This is a genomic window from Fictibacillus phosphorivorans (genome assembly GCF_001629705.1).
GTDB classification, from domain to species: domain Bacteria; phylum Bacillota; class Bacilli; order Bacillales; family Fictibacillaceae; genus Fictibacillus; species Fictibacillus phosphorivorans_A.
This window is the reverse complement of sequence record NZ_CP015378.1, coordinates 978,052-997,283: the sequence shown is the minus strand read 5'-3', so window position 1 is coordinate 997,283 and position 19,232 is coordinate 978,052. Positions and strand designations below refer to the sequence as shown.

The window sequence follows — 19,232 nt, the reverse complement described above, 5'->3', positions numbered from 1 at the left end:
AAGTTCCTTTTCACCCACTTTACCTTTAAATAAAAAGTATATTTCCTCTAGATCATGGCAGATTCGTGAATGAATCTTGTTCTTTAGGCTTATATATCCCTGATTTTTGATTTTGTTTAGGCAATAAGCATGGCGTTCTATTTACATTCTTTATATCGACTTCATCCTAAAGACCTGGATATTTTTTGGTTACCTTTCTTATATGGACTTTTAAAATTGATAAGACTTTCCTCTTCTTTTTGAAGAAATTAACCGTTATTGTTAAGGAAGAGAAATTTTTGGGGAAGAGGTTAAATTTATGATCAACGAAAACATTTATAGACTTCTTGAAAAAGAACTCGTTGTTGCACTTGGCTGCACAGAACCTGTTGCGATCGCTCTCGCATCCGCTACTGCAAAAAAATATATTAGTGAGCCGGTAACATCCATTTCTGTCAAAGCGAGCGGTAATGTTATCAAGAACGCGTTGTCTGTAGGGATTCCCGGCATGAATAATACAGGTATCGATTTCACAGCGGCTCTCGGTATGATTGCAGGAGATTCTTCAAAAGGTCTTCAATTGCTTGAGGGTGTAACAGTTATTGAAGAAGAAGAAGCGATAAGTTTCGTTCAGAGCGGAATGGTTTCGGTGGCCACTGCAGATGGTCCTGAAAAGTTATTTATAGAAGTCGAAGTGAAAACTTCATCAGAGAAAGCAATCGTTGTGATCTCTGGCGACCATACGAACATAAGCTTTATCTCTCAAAACGGAAACGTGTTAGTAGATGAATCAAAACCAGATTCATCCCCAAGTTCTAAAAAAGCTGATAATCCTGAGTTAACGATAGAAGACCTATATACGTTTATTACCGAAGTTCCACTTCATCGATTGGATCTTGTTAAGCGCAGTGTTGAGCTGAATTCTGCGATCTGTAAAGAAGGTCTTTCAAATGACTATGGTTTAAAAGTAGGTAAAACGTTATACGACCAAACAAAAAAAGGAATTCTTTCAGACGATTTAGCTACGTATAGTATGGCATTATCTGCTGCAGGATCTGACGCACGAATGGCTGGATCTACTATGCCTGTTATGGCGAATTCCGGAAGCGGAAATCAAGGAATAGCGGTTACGATGCCTGTTGTGGCTGCTGCAGAAAAGCTAGGTGTAACAGAAGAAAAGATGTTACGAGCGGTAACTTTGAGCCACCTTCTATCGATTCATATGAAATCAAAATTCGGCCGGTTATCTGCACTATGTGGTGTTACTGTCGCTGGTGCTAGCGCATCTGCAGCGATCACCTACTTGATGGATGACAACTTAGTTAAGATGAAAGCTGCTATACAGAATACATTAGGCAACGTAAGTGGAATGGTTTGTGACGGAGCAAAAGCCGGATGCGCCATGAAAGTGGCAACATGTTCAAGTGCCGCTGTTCAATCAGCTGTCTTAGCATCGAACGGATTGTGTATCCCCTCTACAAACGGATTTATTGAAGAAGATGTTGAAAAGACGATTGAGAATTTCTGCAGATTAGGTGCTGAAACATCAAGTACAACTGATTCTGTACTTTTAGATATGATGGTGAATAAGCAACGGTAAGCACTATTGATTGAAATTAAGATGAAAAGAGCTGATCTTCAGATCAGCTCTTTGTTGTTTATTCAGTTGCTGCCTGGTTTGAGGAAATTTCCTTACGATCCGTGTTTTGGTCGACCGGTTCTTTCTTGATCCGACTGTTCCCTACCGATAAAGCTACAAAAATTCCTAGTCCGATAAAGATAAGTCCCGTTAAGAATACGCTCGAGAAGGAAGTTGACCAAACGTCTTTAATCGTTTCAATGACAGGTGTTTTTAATTCAGTCGGAAGTGGCAAGAGATCTGGATTGATCAAGATCCCAAACATCGCATCTGTTTTCTTCCCAATCTCTTCGAGCGCTTTTCCAAGAACCGGATTTGAAGCATCACTTGCCGCTTCACTGATTTTATTTGTTAGTGAATGGTTCATGACTGCGTTTAAAATCGTGATTCCGATCGTTCCTCCAATAGAACGGAAGAAAGTAGAAGCAGATGTTACTTCTCCGAGCTGAGATTTTGGAAACTCGTTTTGTACAGCGATCATGAGCGTTGGCATAACTAAACCCATACCGAAACCAAGAATAACCATATAAGCATATGCCGTAAATTCGTTAGAATCCACATCCATCGTACTCATTAAAAAGAACCCAATAGCTGTGATCACCATGCCAGATGTTAGTACTGTTCTGAATTTAAGCTTTAATAACAAACGGCCACCAATAATGCTTGCTGTAATGAGCGCAATCATCATAGGAGTCATCGTCGATCCTGCTTTTGTCGGACTCACCCCTAGTATTCCTTGCATGTACATTGGAACGAACATGATGGCTCCAAACATACCTAAACCAAGCAAAAACCCTAAAATATTCGTAGTTGCAAACACCCTATTTTTAAAGAGTGACAGATTTAAGATAGGTTCTACAGCGCGTTTTTCAATCGTGATAAATAAAGCTAAGAGAACAACTACTCCGCCAAACAACAAATAGCTTGTTGTAGATTGCCATTCAAACTTATCACCGCCAAACGTAAGTCCTAATAAAAGCAAGACAACGGCTGGAATCAGTGTGAAAATACCGAAGTAATCAATATTTACTTTCCCTACTGCCGCTCTGATCGATTCGTTCTTCATTCCGATCACAATCATTGCTGTAGAAATGATTCCAAAAGGTACATTGATCAAGAAAATCCAGTGCCAGCTGATATGATCGACCATGAGCCCACCAATAAAAGGACCAATTACAGAACTTAATCCATAGATCGCACCAAATACACCTTGCCACTTTGCACGCTGTTCAGCTGTAAAGATATCACCGATAATCGTTTGAGAGAGTGGCATGATCATTCCTCCGCCAATCCCCTGTATCCCACGATAAATAATGAGTTCTTCCATAGAATTTGCTGTTCCACAAAGTGCAGAGCCTAGTATAAAAATAAAGTTTCCTAGTAAATACAGCTTTCTGCGTCCGTACAAATCAGAAAGTTTACCTACGATTGGAACAACCGTTGTTGATGTGATCAAATAGGCAGTTGTTACCCAGGCAAAGATAGAAAACCCGTTTAGATCAGCAATAATCGTTGGCATTGCGGTACCAACAATGGTTTGTTCTAAAGCACTAAAAAACATACCAATGATCAAACCAGCCAATATCAATTTTGTGTTTAACGGCTTTTGAATTGTCTCCATGTTCATCTTTCTCCTTATAAGCTGGACGCAAAGATTTTAATTATCGTCCAAGCTTTAAATTTCTTGCTATCCCATCACTATTTCTTTCATCAACTAAATTCTTTACTTGATTAAGTATTGCCCCTAACTCGGCTTCAAAGACTTCTTTTTCAGTTATAGGAGTACGCTTCAATATCTTTTAAGTTATAGCTACTCTTATAACATGCATCATATGACCACTTAGTCACATTTACCATTAGTTAGTATAATCGGTTCATGACCAGTCAGTCAAACAAAAGTTTTGAACAATCTACCCCTTCTAAATGTGTTAAAATTATCCATATAGAGATTTGAGTAGAGGAGAAAATCATTTTGGAGCACAAACTAGTCATTGGTGTAGGTAGTACCGCACAGGTCATCATATTTTCCCCAACCGAAGTTGCAAAGCTTTTTCATGATCACATATCCGATGATTTTATTGAGCATGAGTATACGATTCATAAGAACATTATTCAATCAGGCCTTCCGGTTCCCGAAGTAAGATGGGGTAAACCGATTCCTGGTAAAAGAGCTTTGATTTATAAAAAAGTTGAGGGATTAACGTTAACAAGTATATTAGAATCTCAACCTCAAAAAGCACTTCATTTCTTAAAGAAGATGGCGACTCTTCAAACTATCGTTCACGAAAAGAAATTATCTGCCCTTCCTTCTCAATTTGATGTGCTGAAACAAAAGATTATGTCAGTAAAAGAATTAAATGTGGATGACAAGAAAAGAATCAACAAGCGATTAGAAGAACTTCCAAAAAGTAATTGTTTATGCCATGGTGATTTTCATCCTGACAATATTTTAATTACAAAAAACGAAGCTGTAATCATTGACTGGTGTGATGCTACAAGTGGCAACCGTATGGCAGACTTAGCACGGACTCTGCTCATCTTACGTTACGGTGGATTACAAGATCGTACCTCTTTTCTAAATTTTAGAACTACTTTATATTCACGAAAACTTTTAGCTATGTATTATAGAAAAAGTTATACTAGACATTACCAGTTATCTTCAAAAGAATTAGAAAGCTGGATGGTTCCGATAGCTGCAGCACGATTAAGTGAAAATCTTCCCGATGTTGAGAAAAAGTTATTATTATCAATTATTCAAAAAGGTCTAATACGTAATTAATCGTTATGAAACCTCTGACTCGTTAAGAACGTTTTTAATAGAAAATAAAATGAAGTAAAGGAGAATTACATATGATATATGAAATGACAGTTCAAGTTCGTGTATCGAATATGGAAGATGGTCAAAAGTATTATGAAACCTTGTTGAACCGTCAGCCTGACTTCACTCCACATGAAGGATTTGCAGAATGGGAGTTGCTTCCTAACTGCTGGCTGCAAGTAGCAGAGGGAGATCCTGCTGTTGGCACTGGACCTCTTCGTCTAGGGGTAGTCGATCTCGATGCTGAACGAAAACGATTGATGGATATTTTACATGTGGAATACTTTGAAATTTATGAGCGTGTTGAAGTTCCTGTTAGATGGGCTACGTTTTCCGATCCTTGGGGAAATCGCTTAGGATTGTTTGAATATAAAGATTCAGAATCCAAGAACGAAAAGCTTCAACAAGTAGTTAGGAGATAGTTATGAGAGTCATCATTTCATCAGTAATATCGGTACTTTGTGGAGCATTGTTCTTCTTTGCTATTCCTGGCGGGAATCCATTTAAGCTTGATCTACAAGGTGTGTTATTCGGTCTATTCTTTGGGATTGTTACAGCTCTTCCTTTTTTTCTTTTTTGCACATTGCCAATCGCATTTATAATTGAATCTTCTAAAGATAGAATGAGGTTAAAATTCAGGTTTCATCTTCTCTTATATGTCGCACTAAGTATTGTTGTTCTTTTGATATACCGCTTCACCATCTTCTATTGGGCTAAGTTTGAAGGGCTGAACACATTTGCTGTGTTTGGCTATGGAATTACTTGTTCGATTGGTTTTTGTTTAAGTTATGCCTTATTTAGACCAAGAAAAAAACGCGAACCGAAAGAGCCTAAAAAACCTTCAGGTCCAGCTGACGCAAGGAGGTATAGAAGTAAAAGTACGGTTTGAGGGAGAGGAACGCGGGGATGAAGAAAAAAAGAATCAGATGGATCTTATTTGGATTTGCCCTACTATTCGTAATGATCATTTGGGTATTTCCATTCTCACCTTTCAGCCTAAAAAAATCCATTCGTTATGGTGGAGATCAAATACTCGTAGATGATTATAAATCAGAATTAAAAGCCTTCAAGCTGGAGTATGAATCCCGTCTCAATCAACAAAAGAACGAAGAGTTGATTCAAAACCGTACCACGAGTAATGTTGAATATCTTTTAAAAATGTATGAACTTCCTTGGTTGGTAGATAACGATTCTATAACCTTCACGCAAACATCGTTAACCGATATGGAGTTGGAAGTTAAAGAAGCAAAAGATATACTCATCAATCTTGCTTTTCAAGAGGAATATTCAAAAAGTACTAAGTCCTATTTGCAAAGCTTATTAAGGGAAACATTAAGTCTTGAAAAGGAAATTGAAGAACTGAAACATCATTCTAGTCTTCATTCAAGAAGTACGATTGATCGGCAACTACGCAATTTACATGTTCATTTCATCTCAAATTTTAGGATGCTCTCTATTTTCTATAAGGAATATCTAAGCTCTATAAAAGAAGCTTGAGCAATAGCGCTCAAGCTTCTCTCTATTCTATCACTCTAACTTTGTACCAAACCGCTACCCAATTCTTTTTTTTCACACGTTCTCTGTATTTTTTTCTTCGGTTTTCAGTGCTTTTGTAAGAATCTGTTGGTCTAACTTCCATGCTTAGTACATCTTTTAATCCACATGGTGCAGCAAGAATCACTTCGCCTTGCTCATCAAGCCTAACACCCAGAGCAGTTACCGTTTCAGGAAATTTGGAGATCGCATCAACTGTTGACGTGTACGGTTCGAAATCATTGTTCACAAGATGCATCCTGGCTTCGTTTTTTACAGACCACGGCAGATCTGGAATCTGCTCTAAAAGTATTTTTTCATACTTTTTTTCACTCTCTTTTTTTAGGTCTTCAGGATTGAAATAAACGACATCGATATCTGCAAGTCTCGTTCTTTCTTGAAAACCATGGAGCGTATCCCAAACTTTAGATCGAACAAACCCTGCACATATCCACCAATCCGGTAAATTTAACGTTTTGGCAGCACGTAAAATCCGCATCATCCAATCATCATTTTTAATCATGTCTATTATGTATTGATTTTGATCCAACTTACATCCACTCTTTTCGTCTATATCTTTCAAGGATACTACAATAAGTCACGCCTTTTATCTTCAACATTTTACCTGTCATAAAATAATTGACAACTTCTAAGATAGCATAATAAGATAATAGTAACTTCATAACTCCTAAAGGGGAGTAGCTTTTACAGTATAGTCGTCATTTCGGAGCTTCGTGCTCTCGGCTATATTGGCAACTTTATCGTTGTTAGCAAGACCTTTACCGTTCGGTTGGTAAGGGTCTTTTTTATATGTAAGACCTTTACCTGCTATTGGTAGAGGTCTTTTTTATTTGTTAACAGGAGGTCGCTTCATGTAAATCGTTCTCGCTTCATTCATGCATCTAACATTTTAAAGGAGGAATTAAAATGGAACTATCTATCTTGTTAGAATATGGTTGGATCTTGTTAGTGCTGATCGCCTTAGAAGGCTTACTAGCGGCAGACAATGCACTGGTCTTAGCCATAATGGTCAAACACTTACCAGAAGAACAACGGAAAAAAGCGTTGTTTTACGGTTTAGTAGGTGCGTTCTTCTTCCGTTTCGCATCATTGTTTGCCATTTCGTTCTTGGTGAACGTGTGGCAGGTTCAAGCTATCGGAGCTGTGTACCTTCTATTTATCGCACTTAACCATATCTTCAGAAAAGTTATGGTTAAAAAAGCAGATGAATCGACTGAAACGTCTAAGGCAGCAAAGAAAAAATCAGGTTTTTGGACTACTGTATTAAAAGTTGAACTAGCTGACATCGCATTTGCCGTGGATTCAATCCTTGCAGCTGTAGCACTAGCAGTGGCACTTCCGGATTCCGGGCTTCCTAACATCGGTGGACTGGATGGCGGAAAGTTCCTAGTGATCTTTGCTGGTGGGTTGATCGGACTCATCATCATGCGTTTTGCTGCTAACTTTTTTGTTAAACTTCTACAATCCAAACCAGGTCTTGAAATTGCAGCCTTTCTCATCGTAGGTTGGGTCGGTGTAAAATTAGCTGTTTATACCCTTGCACACCCTGACTTAGCTATCCTCTCTGAAGGTTTCGCAAAATCACCAGAATGGAAGATCACTTTTTATGTTGTTCTCATCTTGATCGCTGTTGGTGGTTGGTTTCTCTCTAAAGAAAAATCAACTCAATCACAAGCTGAATAAATACAAAAGAAGAGGAGCTGAAAAAGCTCCTCTTCTTTGTATTTTATCGTTTACGAACCGAATCTCCTTCAATAAGGCTAACGTTGATTCGTTCATGCTCAGGACTTTGCTTCTTCTGGATTAAATTCAGCAACAGTTCTGAAGCCAATGCTCCCCACTTATGCTTTGAATAGTTAATCGTCGCAAGTCTTGGGTGGATATATTGAGACACTTCAATATTATCAAAACCGATAATGTGAATATCTTCACCAATGCGTAGGTTTGTATGGCTGAAATAATTATACATACCGATCGCCATCTCATCATTCAAACAAAACACGCCTACAGGCTCTGTAAAGTCTTGATGAATCTTCTTGCCTGCCACTTCACCTGATTGCTTATGGAAATCACCATCGATTTCGATGTACTCAATATGCGAATAGCGTTGTACAGCTTTTTGAACAGCTTCTAACCGCTGCCTCGCATCAAATGAGATATCCGGACCCTTTACAACACAGATCTTCTGATGGCCTTTTTCAGCCAAATAATCAATCGCAAGTGTAGCCCCTGCTTTATTATCAAGCAGCACTTGAGAGATGTTCGGATGATCCATTCTTCGATCCATCACGACCAGCTTATGTCCTCGTTCTGCGTGACTTAACAGTTCTTTTGTTTCATATGTGGCATCCAGAATGATTGCGCCATCGATCATGCGTTCTGGAAGAAAGCGATGCGACTCTTTTCCGCTGCATACGATCAGTTCATAGCCGTTCTCGCTTAATGTCTCCATCATACCCTGCAGAAGCTGTCCATAAAAAGCACCACTATAATTCGTTAAATAGATTCCAATAATTTTTGTTTCTCTTTTTTTCAAAGAACGTGCGGCTGCGCTAGGAATATAATTGAGTTCTTTAGCGATCGCCAAAATTCGTGCTGATGTTTCCTTCGTAACTTTCGGACTTCCGTTCAAGGCATAGGAGACCGTGGAAATGGAAACACCTGCTTGTTTTGCAATGTCTTTAATACTTACCAACGAACTTCTCTCCTATCTCACTTGTTGCAAACGTTTCCTTTATTATAACGAATGGTTATGAATAAATCTCTACGGTATTCACGTCTGCTGACAATTTTTTTACAAATTCAGAGCGGTTCACGCATACGCCACCGTCTCGGTAAATGTTTTGATACGTTTTGCTTTCTACTTCTTGACCATTAACGATCAGTCGATTACTTTCCTCGCCGCTATCTCGGAATACCATTTTGACAGGTTTTCCATCGATGATATACTGCAATTCTAGTCCGTTCATTTCTTCTGTTAATATCGGATCAATGATTAGGTTCTCCCCTTGTGGGCGAATACCTAAACAATTTGAGATCAACTGGTTCATATAGATTCCAGGTCCAGAAGAATAGATTCTCCATCCACCTTTAACTTTGGCTCTTCCATCTCTAAGTTCACCAAAACGTTCTTGTGCTTCATAGCGAGTTTTAAAATCACCATCAGAACTTGAGAAATAAGCATTACTCTGACGTCGCTCTGCATTTGGAACTTTTTCTTGAATCATAACAGGATTGATCTTCTCTAATCCGCTCCACACTTCTTCTTTTTTACCTAGCTTCGCCATCGCTTCAACAAAACGAATATGAGCATGAACATATTGAAGTCCAATCTCACGCCCGAAATTCGATGCTTGTTCAGCACGTTTGAAATGCGTACTCACACCGCCTTTATAATGAGCAGGTTTGTCCATCAATCTTACGCCATCTGGGCAATAAAAATTATCCATGATCAGATCAAGGTGCTGTTCCGCTTGTTCAGGTGTTAACAATTCTGCAATCATACTGCGAGTCATCGGTAATAAACGATAGTTGATACCAGTCGTGTTATCACTAGGATGAAGCATCAGTTTTGGTGATTTTGAATCCTCCATGTAAACAAATCCTGGGATTACATCTGTTCCTAACATATGTTCTTGATAGTCTGACTTAATATTTTTTGCGAGATCGCTTAGTTTCGCAGCTTCATCTTCGTCCACATGCTGTAACTGTTGTGAGAACTGAGTCATAACTTGATAGGTTAAAGCAACTGTCCATGAACTTACCATATATTTTTTAAGCTGTGGATTTGCAGGTTGAAGCGTATCATCCCAATCTCCGTCTCCATAAGAAGAAAGGTGCGTATCATGCAAAAAGTTCTCTCTCATGTAACCGATTTGTTTTTGAATATGCTGTAATAATGTATCTTTTTTCTCAGTAAAGTCAAAACCTTTATTAGACGTGTAAGGGACTTCCGTTTGTAAGATATCAAAATCATTGGTAGCAGCAAGGTAATCTGTCACTAACTTAAGTGGCCATACGATAATATCTCCATGTGAATCATCTTGCTGGATTTTAAAGTATTGATCAAACATGAACCATTGTGGCCAGTTACCCGTCTCGTCAAACTGATGAGAATATACAGTAAGCAAGATGTCTTTTACTGCACCATAATGCTGAGTTGCTAAGAAGTATTCAGCAGGTCCTTGGCAAACATCACGGGTACCCCACGCTGCTCCACCATATTGCTCGAGACCATGCGGAACAGAATAGTGAATCAGCATGTTATGTGTATACCAATGAGCTAAGGCGTTCATCTTCTGAAGTTCATGTGTTTCAACTCCATCCTTAGTCAAACGGAATCCACGGTTCGTGGTTTGTATAAATGTACGGTAACGCTCGATTTCCGTTTCAATCGTCTTACTTGTAAACGGAATCTTCTTCCCATCGATCAACCCTTGATGAGAGATGCCCCACTCATTTGTTGGTTTAAGATCACAAACCACAAGAGATGCAGATCCACGATCCATGTTTTCACCAAAGATTGTCTCGTCTGTTACGCTCCACTCGGCTCCCGTAATCTTCATTCGATAACTTAAATTTTCATACGTCTTTCCACTGTCTGAAGCGGCATCCGCGAAGAATGAAAGAACCCCATCTTCTTCATTTTCCAACTTAAATGGCACTTCATATTCTTGATTGTTCAAGGATACTTGGTTCGTCACAACGAATCGGTATGACCTACCGCTCAGAGCTTTAACATGCAGCTCTACTTCCGGAGTATCAACTGTAGTGTAGTTGGTGATGATGAACGTCTCATCTTCTGTTTTATAGAACCAGCGCGTATAGTTAAAGCCCATCTCAAACAACGACGGCATCGTTAATAATCTCAGCTTACCATCTAACTCCACATAGATACGTTGACCCGATGTTTTCATAACATTCAACGCATTACGTGCATTCGTCATCATTTTATGAAACGAAGTGTTTCCTACTACTAATTGAGAATTAAAGATTCCATACATATAAGAAGTAGTCGTGATCGTGTCTTCTTTTATAGACACGTTATCTCCGGTAACAAGAATATGTCCATGAGGTCGCTCTACGATTCTTTCTTTTTCTTTTAAAACGATATGTTCATAGGTTGGAGTAAAAAAGGATAGAAGCTCATCTCCTTCATATTCTTCTAGAATTCGCTCTGGGAAAAGAGCTTCCACTTCTTCCTTTGAAAGATCCACTGTTTTCAAAGTACCGTCAAAATGGTCATTACGCTTGATCGTTTCAAGTGTAGTCGTGTCTTTTTTGGATTGAGCTTGAACTTCATTCCAAGCTGCAATGATCTCCTCTTTAAAATCAATGGACGAAACAGCTTCCTGATGATCTTCTTTAAAGCATCCATAAAAATTGATGTGATGTTTGCCATCAAGTTTAAATCTCTCTGATTGAAGAGCGATATAAGCAAATTCGTATTGATACACTTCACTTTCTAAGTTTTCCTTATAAAGTGCTTGTGGAACATCCGACTCTTTATATGAAGTACCGAAGAATTGAAACCCATCTGTCGTATAGCCTACAGATCTTGTTAATGATCCTTGTTGCAAGTAAGGAAAGGCTTTTCCATTAGGTTGGTTTTGACGAGAACAGATCACATAACCTAGCTTCTCATCTTCAAACACGCCATGATCTACATACTGAGCGATAAATGCCTCATTCGTTCGAACAGCACCAATATGTGCAAGTCCAACGTCTTGACCATAAATAATATCAGCTTTCTCAGCCTTTCCTTGGAGTTCGATATCCCAAAACCAGATTCCGCTTTCTCTTAATGAAAAAGTGACTACATATGAAATATCTTGAAAGATACCTTCCCAAAAGACTTGATTCTCATGATATGAAACGGTGCTGTTCGATTTAGTACCTAGAAGTGGGGTTAAGTGAATTCCCTCACTGTTAAAGACTCGTAAATAAAGGTTGTTTAAAGAACCATCGATCGGATTACTCATCCATTGGTTGATCATCGTATCATGGTGGGAAGCTTTGTAGATATCACCAGTACTTAAGAACGCAAATGTAAAGTCACCAGCTTTAACCGTGATGTTCCCTTTCGTTAATGTTGTCATTGTCTATCCCTCAATTCTTTTATTATGGCTCTCATTTTTCACACTATAAAATTCTGTTGAAATGAACATGAATTTTTCATCTCTTTTTTTAGATGAAAGCATTTTATCGAAACGTTTCAATTAAATTCAAGAGAGTTTCTAGGTTTTTAAACCCCATACCCCTATTTTCTTCCTACCCTTATAAAACAAAGAAAAAAGTGTATGAAACCTTATGTTTCCAACAAAATTTGGAAGGAAACCTCTTTTTGAAAATTCCATGTTGTAAACGATTACAACTTGAATTATAATGTGCTTATCGAAACGTTTCAACAATAATCTCAAAGAAAATTCGGGAATATTAAAAATTGATTGCTTTCACAGGCAAATTATAGGGGGAACTCACATGAAAAAACGCTGGTTTAAAAAATCAATGGTTACGTCAATGGTTGGTGCACTTGTCCTTTCTGGCGTATTAGCTGGCTGTTCTTCAGGTTCAGAAGATGGAAAAACAACTATTACGGTTTGGGGGATGGGTGAAGAAGCCAAATCACTTCCTAAAATCGCTGAAGAATTCGAAAAAGAAAATCCGAAAATTGATGTTAAAGTTCAAGCTCTTCCTTGGGATCAAGCACACGATAAGCTGTTAACGGCAGTTGCTTCTAAAAAAGGCCCTGATGTTGTTCAGATGGGGACGACTTGGATTCCAGAATTCGCATCAGCTGGAGCATTAAAAGATTTAAAACCTCATGTTAAAGATTACCCGGAACTAGATCCAAAACATTTCTTTGAAGGTTCTGTTGAAACGACTAAGTTTGATGACAAAATGGTTGGTGTACCTTGGTACGTAGATACTCGCTTACTCTACTATCGTACAGATCTGCTCGAGAAAGCAGGATTTAAAGAAGCACCAAAAACGTGGGACGAGTTGAAGGAAGCTGCTGATAAGCTAGCTGACCGCGGAAAAGGGAAATATGGGATTTCAATCGATGCAAAAGAACAAAGCTTGTCCTTCATGTTCGCTCGCCAAAATGGAGCAGAACTTTTAGGACCTGACAACGAGCCAAAATTCAATGATCCAAAATTCGTTGAGGCGGTTGAATACTTGAACAGCTTCTATGAAAGTGGAGCAGCTCCAAAAGAAGAACTTGGAATGGATATCGTTCAAGGCTTCCGTGGAGATGGAATCTTACCCATGTTCATCAGTGGTCCATGGATGATCAAATTGATTAACGACCAAGCTCCTGAGCTTAAAGGTAAATGGGGTACAGCAGTTCTTCCAGCAAAAGAAAACAACATCTCTGCACTTGGTGGATCTAACCTTTCTGTATTCGAATACACGAAGCACGAAAAAGAAGCATTAAAATTCGCAGCATATATGAGTAAGCCTGAAACACAATTAAAATGGATGGAAATGACAAATTCCCTTCCAGCAACTCAAAAAGCTTGGGAAGACGATTCACTTACTGGAAATGAATTTTACAAAGCGTTCGGTGAACAGATGAAAGCTTCACAACCGATGCCTGTTATTAAGCAATGGGAAGAAATCGCTCAATCTTATTTGAAGAGTTTTGAGAAAATCTACAGAGGCGGAGCAGATGTTCAGAAGGAATTAGATAACTTCGACAAAAAAGCGGAAGAGATCTTAAAGAAATAAATCCTGTTGATCCGGGGTATAACGAGCAGGTTATCCTGCTCGTTCCCTTTTTATCATCAACACGGGTAACGATGAAGGATGTGAAAACATGAAAAGCTATTCAAAAACGACTCCCTACCTCTTCATTGGACCAGCACTTCTATTATTGGCTTTATTCTCTCTTTTTCCCATTGTTCTTGCATTGGTGATTAGTTTTACAGATATTGACCTAGCTGGACTTGCAGACTATTCAAATATTAGCTTCATTGGAATCGAAAACTATATAAATATCTTTAAAGATCCTATTTTTCTAAAATCGATCGGTAACACTGTGTTTTATGTCGTATTTGGTGTTCCACTCGTTATCGCATGTTCACTTGGTATCGCTCTTTTGATCAACTTTGGTACAGCGCGCATCTTCAAGGCTTTTCGTCTTGTTTTTTATATGCCTTCGATTACAAACGTTGTAGCAGTAGCTGTTGTGTGGACGTACCTATACAACCCACAGTTCGGTTTATTCAACTATCTGCTCGGTCTAGTCGGCATTCCTGCCATACCATGGTTACAAGACCCAACGATTGCCAAAGGGTCATTGATCGCATTAGCCGTTTGGCGCGCGATCGGTGTGAACATGATTATTTTCTTAGCAGCTTTACAAGGTATTCCAAAAACGTATTATGAAGCAGCTCAATTAGACGGTGCGAACAACTGGAAACAGCTTACGAAGATAACGATTCCTCTTCTTCGTTATGCCATTTTCTTCGTGTCGATCACAACGATGATCGGATGGATTCAGTTCTTCGAAGAACCATTCGTTATGACGAACGGCGGACCGCTTGATAGCACCACTTCTGTTGCTCTCTTCATCTATCGCAATGGATTCCAGCTCAGTAACTTCGGTTATGCCGCTGCAGGTTCATTCGTCCTGTTTGTAACCATTATCATAATTACGATGATTCAGTTCCGATTGCAAAAGAAAGATACCGATATTTAAGACGTGAGGTGAGAACATGAAAACAAAAGTATCTGATGCGAAGAAAGCATACAAAATTCAGCAATGGATCGCAGGAATCGTCTTAACGCTTGGCGGTCTTTTAGTAGCCATCCCTTTTATTTGGATGATCCTCTCTGCTTTCAAACCTGAAAGTGAAGTCCTTCAGCTCACACCGAGTCTGTGGCCTGAAAACTTTACAACCGAAAACTTCGTCTACCTGTTTGAGAACATGAACTTTGGTGTTTATTTGCGTAATACGATCATCATCGTCCTCTGTTCTTTCGTCGGACTTTTCTTTAATGCGATGGCTGGATATGCGTTTGCGAAGTACAAGTTTAAAGGAAGAGAAAAGCTTTTCTACCTTGTCTTAGCGACCATGATGATCCCAGGACAAGTAACGATGATTCCTGTTTATTTAATCTTAAACCAGATGGGCTTGACGAACACGATGGCAGGTGTCGTTCTACCAGGATTAGTTGGTGCATTCAGCATCTTCTTATTCCGACAGTTCATGTCTACCATCCCAGACGAACTGCTTGAAGCCGCTCGTCTAGATGGAGCGAGTGAGTTCCGCGTGTTCATGCAGCTCGTTCTACCTATTTCAAAACCGATCATGGCCGTTCAAGGAATTCTAACGTTCATCGCTGGTTGGAACAGCTTCTTATGGCCGTTGATCATCGCGAACGATGAAAGTCTATATACGTTGTCTGTTGGGTTAAGTCTTCTTAAAGGGCAATATGGAGGCAACTTCGCGTTGCAGATGGCCGGATCAACGTTCATGGTTGTTCCAATCGTCATCATCTTCATCATCTTCCAAAAGCACATTATCGAAGGCTATACCATTTCAGGGATGAAATAGAAGGTTGGCGTTGAAGAACCCTCGATTCTAATATGTAATCGGGGTTCTTTTTGATTTTTATGTGTTTAGTTTTTTGAGCTTGGTTTTCTTTCTATAATAGAGATGAATCAGAATAGCTATTACAAACCCTGAAAGATACACAATATCATTTATGATGCTGTTGAAATGATAAATTTTAGAAAAGATAGAGTACAGAAACAGGATCCCAGTTAATAGTAAAAAAGCATTTAGTCTATTCTCCGATGTTTTTTTCATAGATACCTCACTACCATGATTTTATTAAATGATATTTGTCGAAAAGCCTATAAATTATTTTGAAGACCTATAAATTATTTTGAGGACCTATAAATTATTTTGAAGACCTATAAAATTTCTTGAAGGACTATAAATCAAGAAATACGGTCTATAAATCCAGAATTGCTCACCTACCATATTCCCAAATACCATTCTCAATCCAGTACTTTTAATCCCAACCCTCAAGCTCTGACAATAAAACACCTCTTTTCTTTACCAACAAACCAAAATCGCGCTCAAAGCCCCTCTCTGTTGTTATCATTCTATCCGAGAAGGAGAATTTATAAAGTCTTTTAAAATCCCCTTTAAGAGAGAAATAGATACTCTCATCTTCTGGACTAAATATTATAGATAACTGTGTAGGATAGTCCCCTTCCCTTTGTGCGGTTTGCTTCAGGATGGATAAGCCTTGTTCCACGGAAAAATCATCTTTCCTATTTGCCAATTCATCAAATGCTATCTGATAACGATCACTTCCTGGTCCTTGCAATGTCATATCTTCATGTTCCATAGCATCTCGAACTGAAAAATTCGTAAGAACCAAAAAGTCATCTTCTCGTTCATGAGTATCTATATGTTTCCTTCCCGGCTCTACGATGAATGAATTTTTGTTAAGACCAACTATCAAACTTTGAACACTATAATCTGGAACATTCACGATTTCTTTTTCTTCTAGATAGATAGGAAGCACTGATGTTTTTACTTTTTCAGTCAACACTTCGTCAAATAGCCTCATCATATGTATACTGTTTTTATTCCTTTTATATTTCCCCTCTTCATTCGGGTTCACCATATGAAGGTTCATGAATATACCCTCCCTATTAAAGCCAATGGCTGGCAAGAAACGGCCGCCTTCTTTTTGTAAAATAAGGAGCTGGTGTTCACCTGATAAAGCCATTTTAATCGGCCGCTCAGACAGGTCAAAGTTCATTCCTATATACGTTCGATCTTCGTGCAAAACAAAACTTGTACACATCTTTTCTTCACTTCCACTTTGAATATTTGCAGCTGGAAAAACGGCACAGTCAACTGTCATAGATAGGAGTTCCACACAAAGATCCTAGACCCTTTTATCGTCGTTTACGGTACGTGTTTTTATTTTTCTTACATGTTCACCGCTAAATGGTATCTTTTCACCTCTAAACATCACGTTTTCACTGATAAACTCATACAGACCACCTACGAATCACTCCTGACCACCGCTAACCTCTTCACTTCCACCTGAAAGCCTGCAAAACTATCTAGATCCAACAAAAAAACACCCTCATCCACTTGGAATCGGGTGCTGCATTTACTTATTGAATGGAGAACTTTTCTTTTTTCAACAGATTCTCTGGTTTCTTACCGATCGGATCTTGGTGGAAGTAATCGCGGATCACACCATCTTTTAGATAGTTAGCGATAGATACCATGATCATTCCTTGATCGAGCGCGAGATATGCTTTAGCAATTTCACCTGTTTCCACGTTTACAGAATCATAGAACCCGTACTTGCTATACGTATTGAGTTCTTTTAAGGCTTTAATGTTTTTTCGAACACCATTAGGATCATAGTCTAGTGCTAAGAATGATGCATGAGCGGTTACGGTCGCACCATCTTTGTATCCAGAAGTACCAAGTGGTGTTGCGGCAAACTCACTGTAACCATCTGGTGTTGCAGATGGAGAGAAGCCCCATGCTTTATATCCTTTTTCTTTAGCAAAAGCTTGCTGTAATTCTACATGACGCTTATTGTTCAGTCCAAGCGCATCTTTTCCAAGTTCAACCTCATTTAAGACGATTCCAGGCATAAGGCTTTCAAACATGCTTCCGCCCCAGCTAGGAACGAATTTTACACCGTTGTATTCGTAGTGCCCTTCAAACACAGAAACGCCATCATATTCATGCGTTTCACCCTCTGGGATCTGTGCTTGCCAATCCCATTCTCTTGGCATCGTACGGTACATCTTCCACCAGTGATCGCTTGGCACATCGCCTTTACCGATCGAGATATAACTTGCTACACGTGGTTCTGTGTTGAATAAGCCATAGTGGTGATCGGTTAACTTCCCTTGTGCAACATCATATCCTCCACGAAATTGTCCCACTTCTGGATCATATAGAGTTGTGTAATTCATGTCCTCAACGAGCTTACTCGTCTGTGGATTCAGCTCATCATAAGCTTGTCCAACTACGATCAAGCCTGCAGACAGCCATCCGTTATCGACTTGTGAGATGAATTGTCCCCAGTCCTTTTTAACCGAACCATCTTTTGTGTTGTACCAGTTGTAGTATAAGCCGTTCCACTTTTCAAGATGTTCAAGTGTATTCAACGTGACTTGAATGCGTTTTACCGCTTCCTTTTTTGAGATGATACCTAATTCTTGAGCAGAGATCGTACTCATCATATACATACCAATATTAGTTGGGGATGTGTGTGTAGCGTCTTTTTTACCTTCTGCTGTATAACGAGTCTCATCATAAGTCAAACCTGTTTTTGGGTCGGTATGATCTTGATAAAACTTGTATGTCTTCTTAGCGATTGATTTCAACTCCATTTGGAATGCATAATCTTTTCCTCTGTCAGTTGCAGACACTGATGTTGTTGCAAATACATTTGCAAACAAGCTGAACATCAATACAAAGCTAATGATTTTACTTGTTTTCATGGACGCTTTGCTCCTCTCCATACTTAGATAAACAATCTTTCGAAACGTTTCACCAATAGTTTAGCACGTTTGATCGAAATAAATAAGGAGCACTGAAGCTTTTGCATCAATGGTTGTATGCGTTTTCATAACAAACGGTATAAAGGTAGGAGAAAATTGATAATAACAGGAAATAAATCTACTTAATAGGTAAATAAAGGATAATGGTTTCTTTTACGAGAAGAAAGTAGTAAATCCTCTAAAAAGGAGTTTTTGCTATGAACAACAAAGCAGTTTATGAAGCACCTGTTGTAAAAGAACAGAAAGAAATAAATTTAGTTGGATTAAGAGTGCTATGTGAGGGAGATCAATACATCCACGAAATCCCTAAAGCTTCAACTGCGCTGCAATCACAATTACCGTCCATTCAGCATGTCGTGGATCCTTCAAAACAAATAGGTGCGTTCATTGTTGATGCTTCTACCGTTGAAGAGGATGGATATTGGGTCTGTGTGGAAGTAGAAAACTTCGAAAATGTTCCAGCTGGAATGGTGACACTTACTATCCCACCTCAAAGATATGCTAGCATCCAACATGTTGGAAGAAATGAAGAAATTAAAGACACCTATGAAAGATTACACAAGTGGACCCAAAAGAATGGATACGTTAGGCTTCTAAACAACTGGCACATCGAAGTTTTCTATTCCTTTAACAATGTGGATCGATTAAAGATCGAATTGTACGATACCATTCAATAA

Annotated in this window: 16 protein-coding genes; 10 read left to right on the top strand and 6 right to left on the bottom strand. The window is 38.9% G+C overall.

Annotation, left to right across the window (positions count from 1 at the left end; translation table 11 throughout):
- The first annotated feature begins 298 nt into the window (after positions 1-298).
- The gene (locus ABE65_RS05120) at positions 299-1,579 is read left to right on the top strand and encodes an L-cysteine desulfidase family protein (protein ID WP_066392056.1); all 1,281 of its coding nucleotides are present in this window, start codon (positions 299-301) and stop codon (positions 1,577-1,579) included.
- 58 nt (positions 1,580-1,637) lie between these two features.
- Here ABE65_RS05120 and ABE65_RS05115 read toward each other — a convergent pair whose 3' ends face one another.
- Positions 1,638-3,239 carry an MDR family MFS transporter gene (locus tag ABE65_RS05115; RefSeq protein WP_156499119.1) on the bottom strand — a complete coding sequence of 534 codons (1,602 nt, stop codon included), beginning with the start codon at positions 3,237-3,239 and terminating at the stop codon, positions 1,638-1,640.
- A gap of 351 nt (positions 3,240-3,590) precedes the next feature.
- Here ABE65_RS05115 and ABE65_RS05110 point away from each other — a divergent pair, with 351 nt between their 5' ends.
- From ABE65_RS05110 to ABE65_RS05095, 4 genes are all read left to right on the top strand, one after another.
- Entirely contained in the window at positions 3,591-4,397 is an 807-nt protein-coding gene (locus ABE65_RS05110) for a phosphotransferase family protein (RefSeq protein WP_066392053.1), read from the top strand.
- A 71-nt stretch (positions 4,398-4,468) separates the two neighbouring features.
- The gene (locus ABE65_RS05105) at positions 4,469-4,858 is read left to right on the top strand and encodes a VOC family protein (RefSeq protein WP_066392051.1); all 390 of its coding nucleotides are present in this window, start codon (positions 4,469-4,471) and stop codon (positions 4,856-4,858) included.
- A 2-nt stretch (positions 4,859-4,860) separates the two neighbouring features.
- Positions 4,861-5,325, top strand: a complete 465-nt coding sequence (locus ABE65_RS05100; RefSeq protein ID WP_066392049.1) for a hypothetical protein — start codon at positions 4,861-4,863, stop codon at positions 5,323-5,325.
- Between the two features lie 17 nt (positions 5,326-5,342).
- Positions 5,343-5,933 carry a hypothetical protein gene (locus tag ABE65_RS05095; RefSeq protein ID WP_066392047.1) on the top strand — a complete coding sequence of 197 codons (591 nt, stop codon included), beginning with the start codon at positions 5,343-5,345 and terminating at the stop codon, positions 5,931-5,933.
- 22 nt (positions 5,934-5,955) lie between these two features.
- Here the strand turns inward: ABE65_RS05095 and ABE65_RS05090 are convergent, their stop codons facing one another.
- A complete protein-coding gene (locus ABE65_RS05090; protein ID WP_066399775.1) occupies positions 5,956-6,492 on the bottom strand; it encodes a nucleotidyltransferase family protein in 537 nt (178 codons plus the stop codon).
- A 404-nt stretch (positions 6,493-6,896) separates the two neighbouring features.
- Between ABE65_RS05090 and ABE65_RS05085 the strand changes: the two genes are divergently transcribed.
- Positions 6,897-7,673 carry a TerC family protein gene (locus ABE65_RS05085; protein WP_066392045.1) on the top strand — a complete coding sequence of 259 codons (777 nt, stop codon included), beginning with the start codon at positions 6,897-6,899 and terminating at the stop codon, positions 7,671-7,673.
- Positions 7,674-7,716: 43 nt separating this feature from the next.
- Here the strand turns inward: ABE65_RS05085 and ABE65_RS05080 are convergent, their stop codons facing one another.
- Together ABE65_RS05080 and ABE65_RS05075 are read right to left on the bottom strand one after the other, a co-directional pair.
- The gene (locus ABE65_RS05080; protein WP_066392044.1) at positions 7,717-8,685 is read right to left on the bottom strand and encodes a LacI family DNA-binding transcriptional regulator; all 969 of its coding nucleotides are present in this window, start codon (positions 8,683-8,685) and stop codon (positions 7,717-7,719) included.
- A gap of 55 nt (positions 8,686-8,740) precedes the next feature.
- Positions 8,741-12,088: a GH36-type glycosyl hydrolase domain-containing protein gene (locus tag ABE65_RS05075; protein WP_066392042.1), complete on the bottom strand. Its 3,348-nt coding sequence runs from the start codon at positions 12,086-12,088 to the stop codon at positions 8,741-8,743.
- 382 nt (positions 12,089-12,470) lie between these two features.
- Between ABE65_RS05075 and ABE65_RS05070 the strand changes: the two genes are divergently transcribed.
- The 3 genes from ABE65_RS05070 (at position 12,471) to ABE65_RS05060 (ending at position 15,553) form a co-directional block, all read left to right on the top strand.
- Positions 12,471-13,721, top strand: a complete 1,251-nt coding sequence (locus ABE65_RS05070; RefSeq protein ID WP_156499118.1) for a sugar ABC transporter substrate-binding protein — start codon at positions 12,471-12,473, stop codon at positions 13,719-13,721.
- 88 nt (positions 13,722-13,809) lie between these two features.
- Complete coding sequence (locus ABE65_RS05065; protein ID WP_066392036.1) at positions 13,810-14,694, top strand: carbohydrate ABC transporter permease; 885 nt, start codon at positions 13,810-13,812, stop codon at positions 14,692-14,694.
- A gap of 16 nt (positions 14,695-14,710) precedes the next feature.
- Entirely contained in the window at positions 14,711-15,553 is an 843-nt protein-coding gene (locus ABE65_RS05060) for a carbohydrate ABC transporter permease (RefSeq protein ID WP_066392034.1), read from the top strand.
- A 463-nt stretch (positions 15,554-16,016) separates the two neighbouring features.
- Here ABE65_RS05060 and ABE65_RS05055 read toward each other — a convergent pair whose 3' ends face one another.
- Positions 16,017-16,883 carry a C45 family peptidase gene (locus tag ABE65_RS05055; protein ID WP_066392032.1) on the bottom strand — a complete coding sequence of 289 codons (867 nt, stop codon included), beginning with the start codon at positions 16,881-16,883 and terminating at the stop codon, positions 16,017-16,019.
- Between the two features lie 259 nt (positions 16,884-17,142).
- Entirely contained in the window at positions 17,143-18,495 is a 1,353-nt protein-coding gene (locus tag ABE65_RS05050) for a glucoamylase family protein (protein ID WP_066392030.1), read from the bottom strand.
- Positions 18,496-18,752: 257 nt separating this feature from the next.
- On the opposite strand from ABE65_RS05050, the gene ABE65_RS05045 reads away from it, so the two are divergent.
- Positions 18,753-19,232, top strand: coding sequence for a GyrI-like domain-containing protein (locus tag ABE65_RS05045; protein WP_066392028.1), 480 nt, complete (start codon positions 18,753-18,755; stop codon positions 19,230-19,232).

Excerpts from the sequence above, each read along its gene's own strand:
- ABE65_RS05090 (WP_066399775.1), bottom strand. The coding sequence starts at position 6,492 with ATGATTAAAAATGATGATTGGATGATGCGGATTTTACGTGCTGCCAAA.
- ABE65_RS05115 (WP_156499119.1), bottom strand. The coding sequence starts at position 3,239 with ATGGAGACAATTCAAAAGCCGTTAAACACAAAATTGATATTGGCTGGT.
- ABE65_RS05095 (WP_066392047.1), top strand. The coding sequence starts at position 5,343 with ATGAAGAAAAAAAGAATCAGATGGATCTTATTTGGATTTGCCCTACTA.
- ABE65_RS05060 (WP_066392034.1), top strand. The coding sequence starts at position 14,711 with ATGAAAACAAAAGTATCTGATGCGAAGAAAGCATACAAAATTCAGCAA.
- ABE65_RS05075 (WP_066392042.1), bottom strand. The coding sequence starts at position 12,088 with ATGACAACATTAACGAAAGGGAACATCACGGTTAAAGCTGGTGACTTT.
- ABE65_RS05100 (WP_066392049.1), top strand. The coding sequence starts at position 4,861 with ATGAGAGTCATCATTTCATCAGTAATATCGGTACTTTGTGGAGCATTG.
- ABE65_RS05085 (WP_066392045.1), top strand. The coding sequence starts at position 6,897 with ATGGAACTATCTATCTTGTTAGAATATGGTTGGATCTTGTTAGTGCTG.
- ABE65_RS05105 (WP_066392051.1), top strand. The coding sequence starts at position 4,469 with ATGATATATGAAATGACAGTTCAAGTTCGTGTATCGAATATGGAAGAT.
- ABE65_RS05055 (WP_066392032.1), bottom strand. The coding sequence starts at position 16,883 with ATGACAGTTGACTGTGCCGTTTTTCCAGCTGCAAATATTCAAAGTGGA.
- ABE65_RS05070 (WP_156499118.1), top strand. The coding sequence starts at position 12,471 with ATGAAAAAACGCTGGTTTAAAAAATCAATGGTTACGTCAATGGTTGGT.
- ABE65_RS05120 (WP_066392056.1), top strand. The coding sequence starts at position 299 with ATGATCAACGAAAACATTTATAGACTTCTTGAAAAAGAACTCGTTGTT.
- ABE65_RS05045 (WP_066392028.1), top strand. The coding sequence starts at position 18,753 with ATGAACAACAAAGCAGTTTATGAAGCACCTGTTGTAAAAGAACAGAAA.
- ABE65_RS05050 (WP_066392030.1), bottom strand. The coding sequence starts at position 18,495 with ATGAAAACAAGTAAAATCATTAGCTTTGTATTGATGTTCAGCTTGTTT.
- ABE65_RS05065 (WP_066392036.1), top strand. The coding sequence starts at position 13,810 with ATGAAAAGCTATTCAAAAACGACTCCCTACCTCTTCATTGGACCAGCA.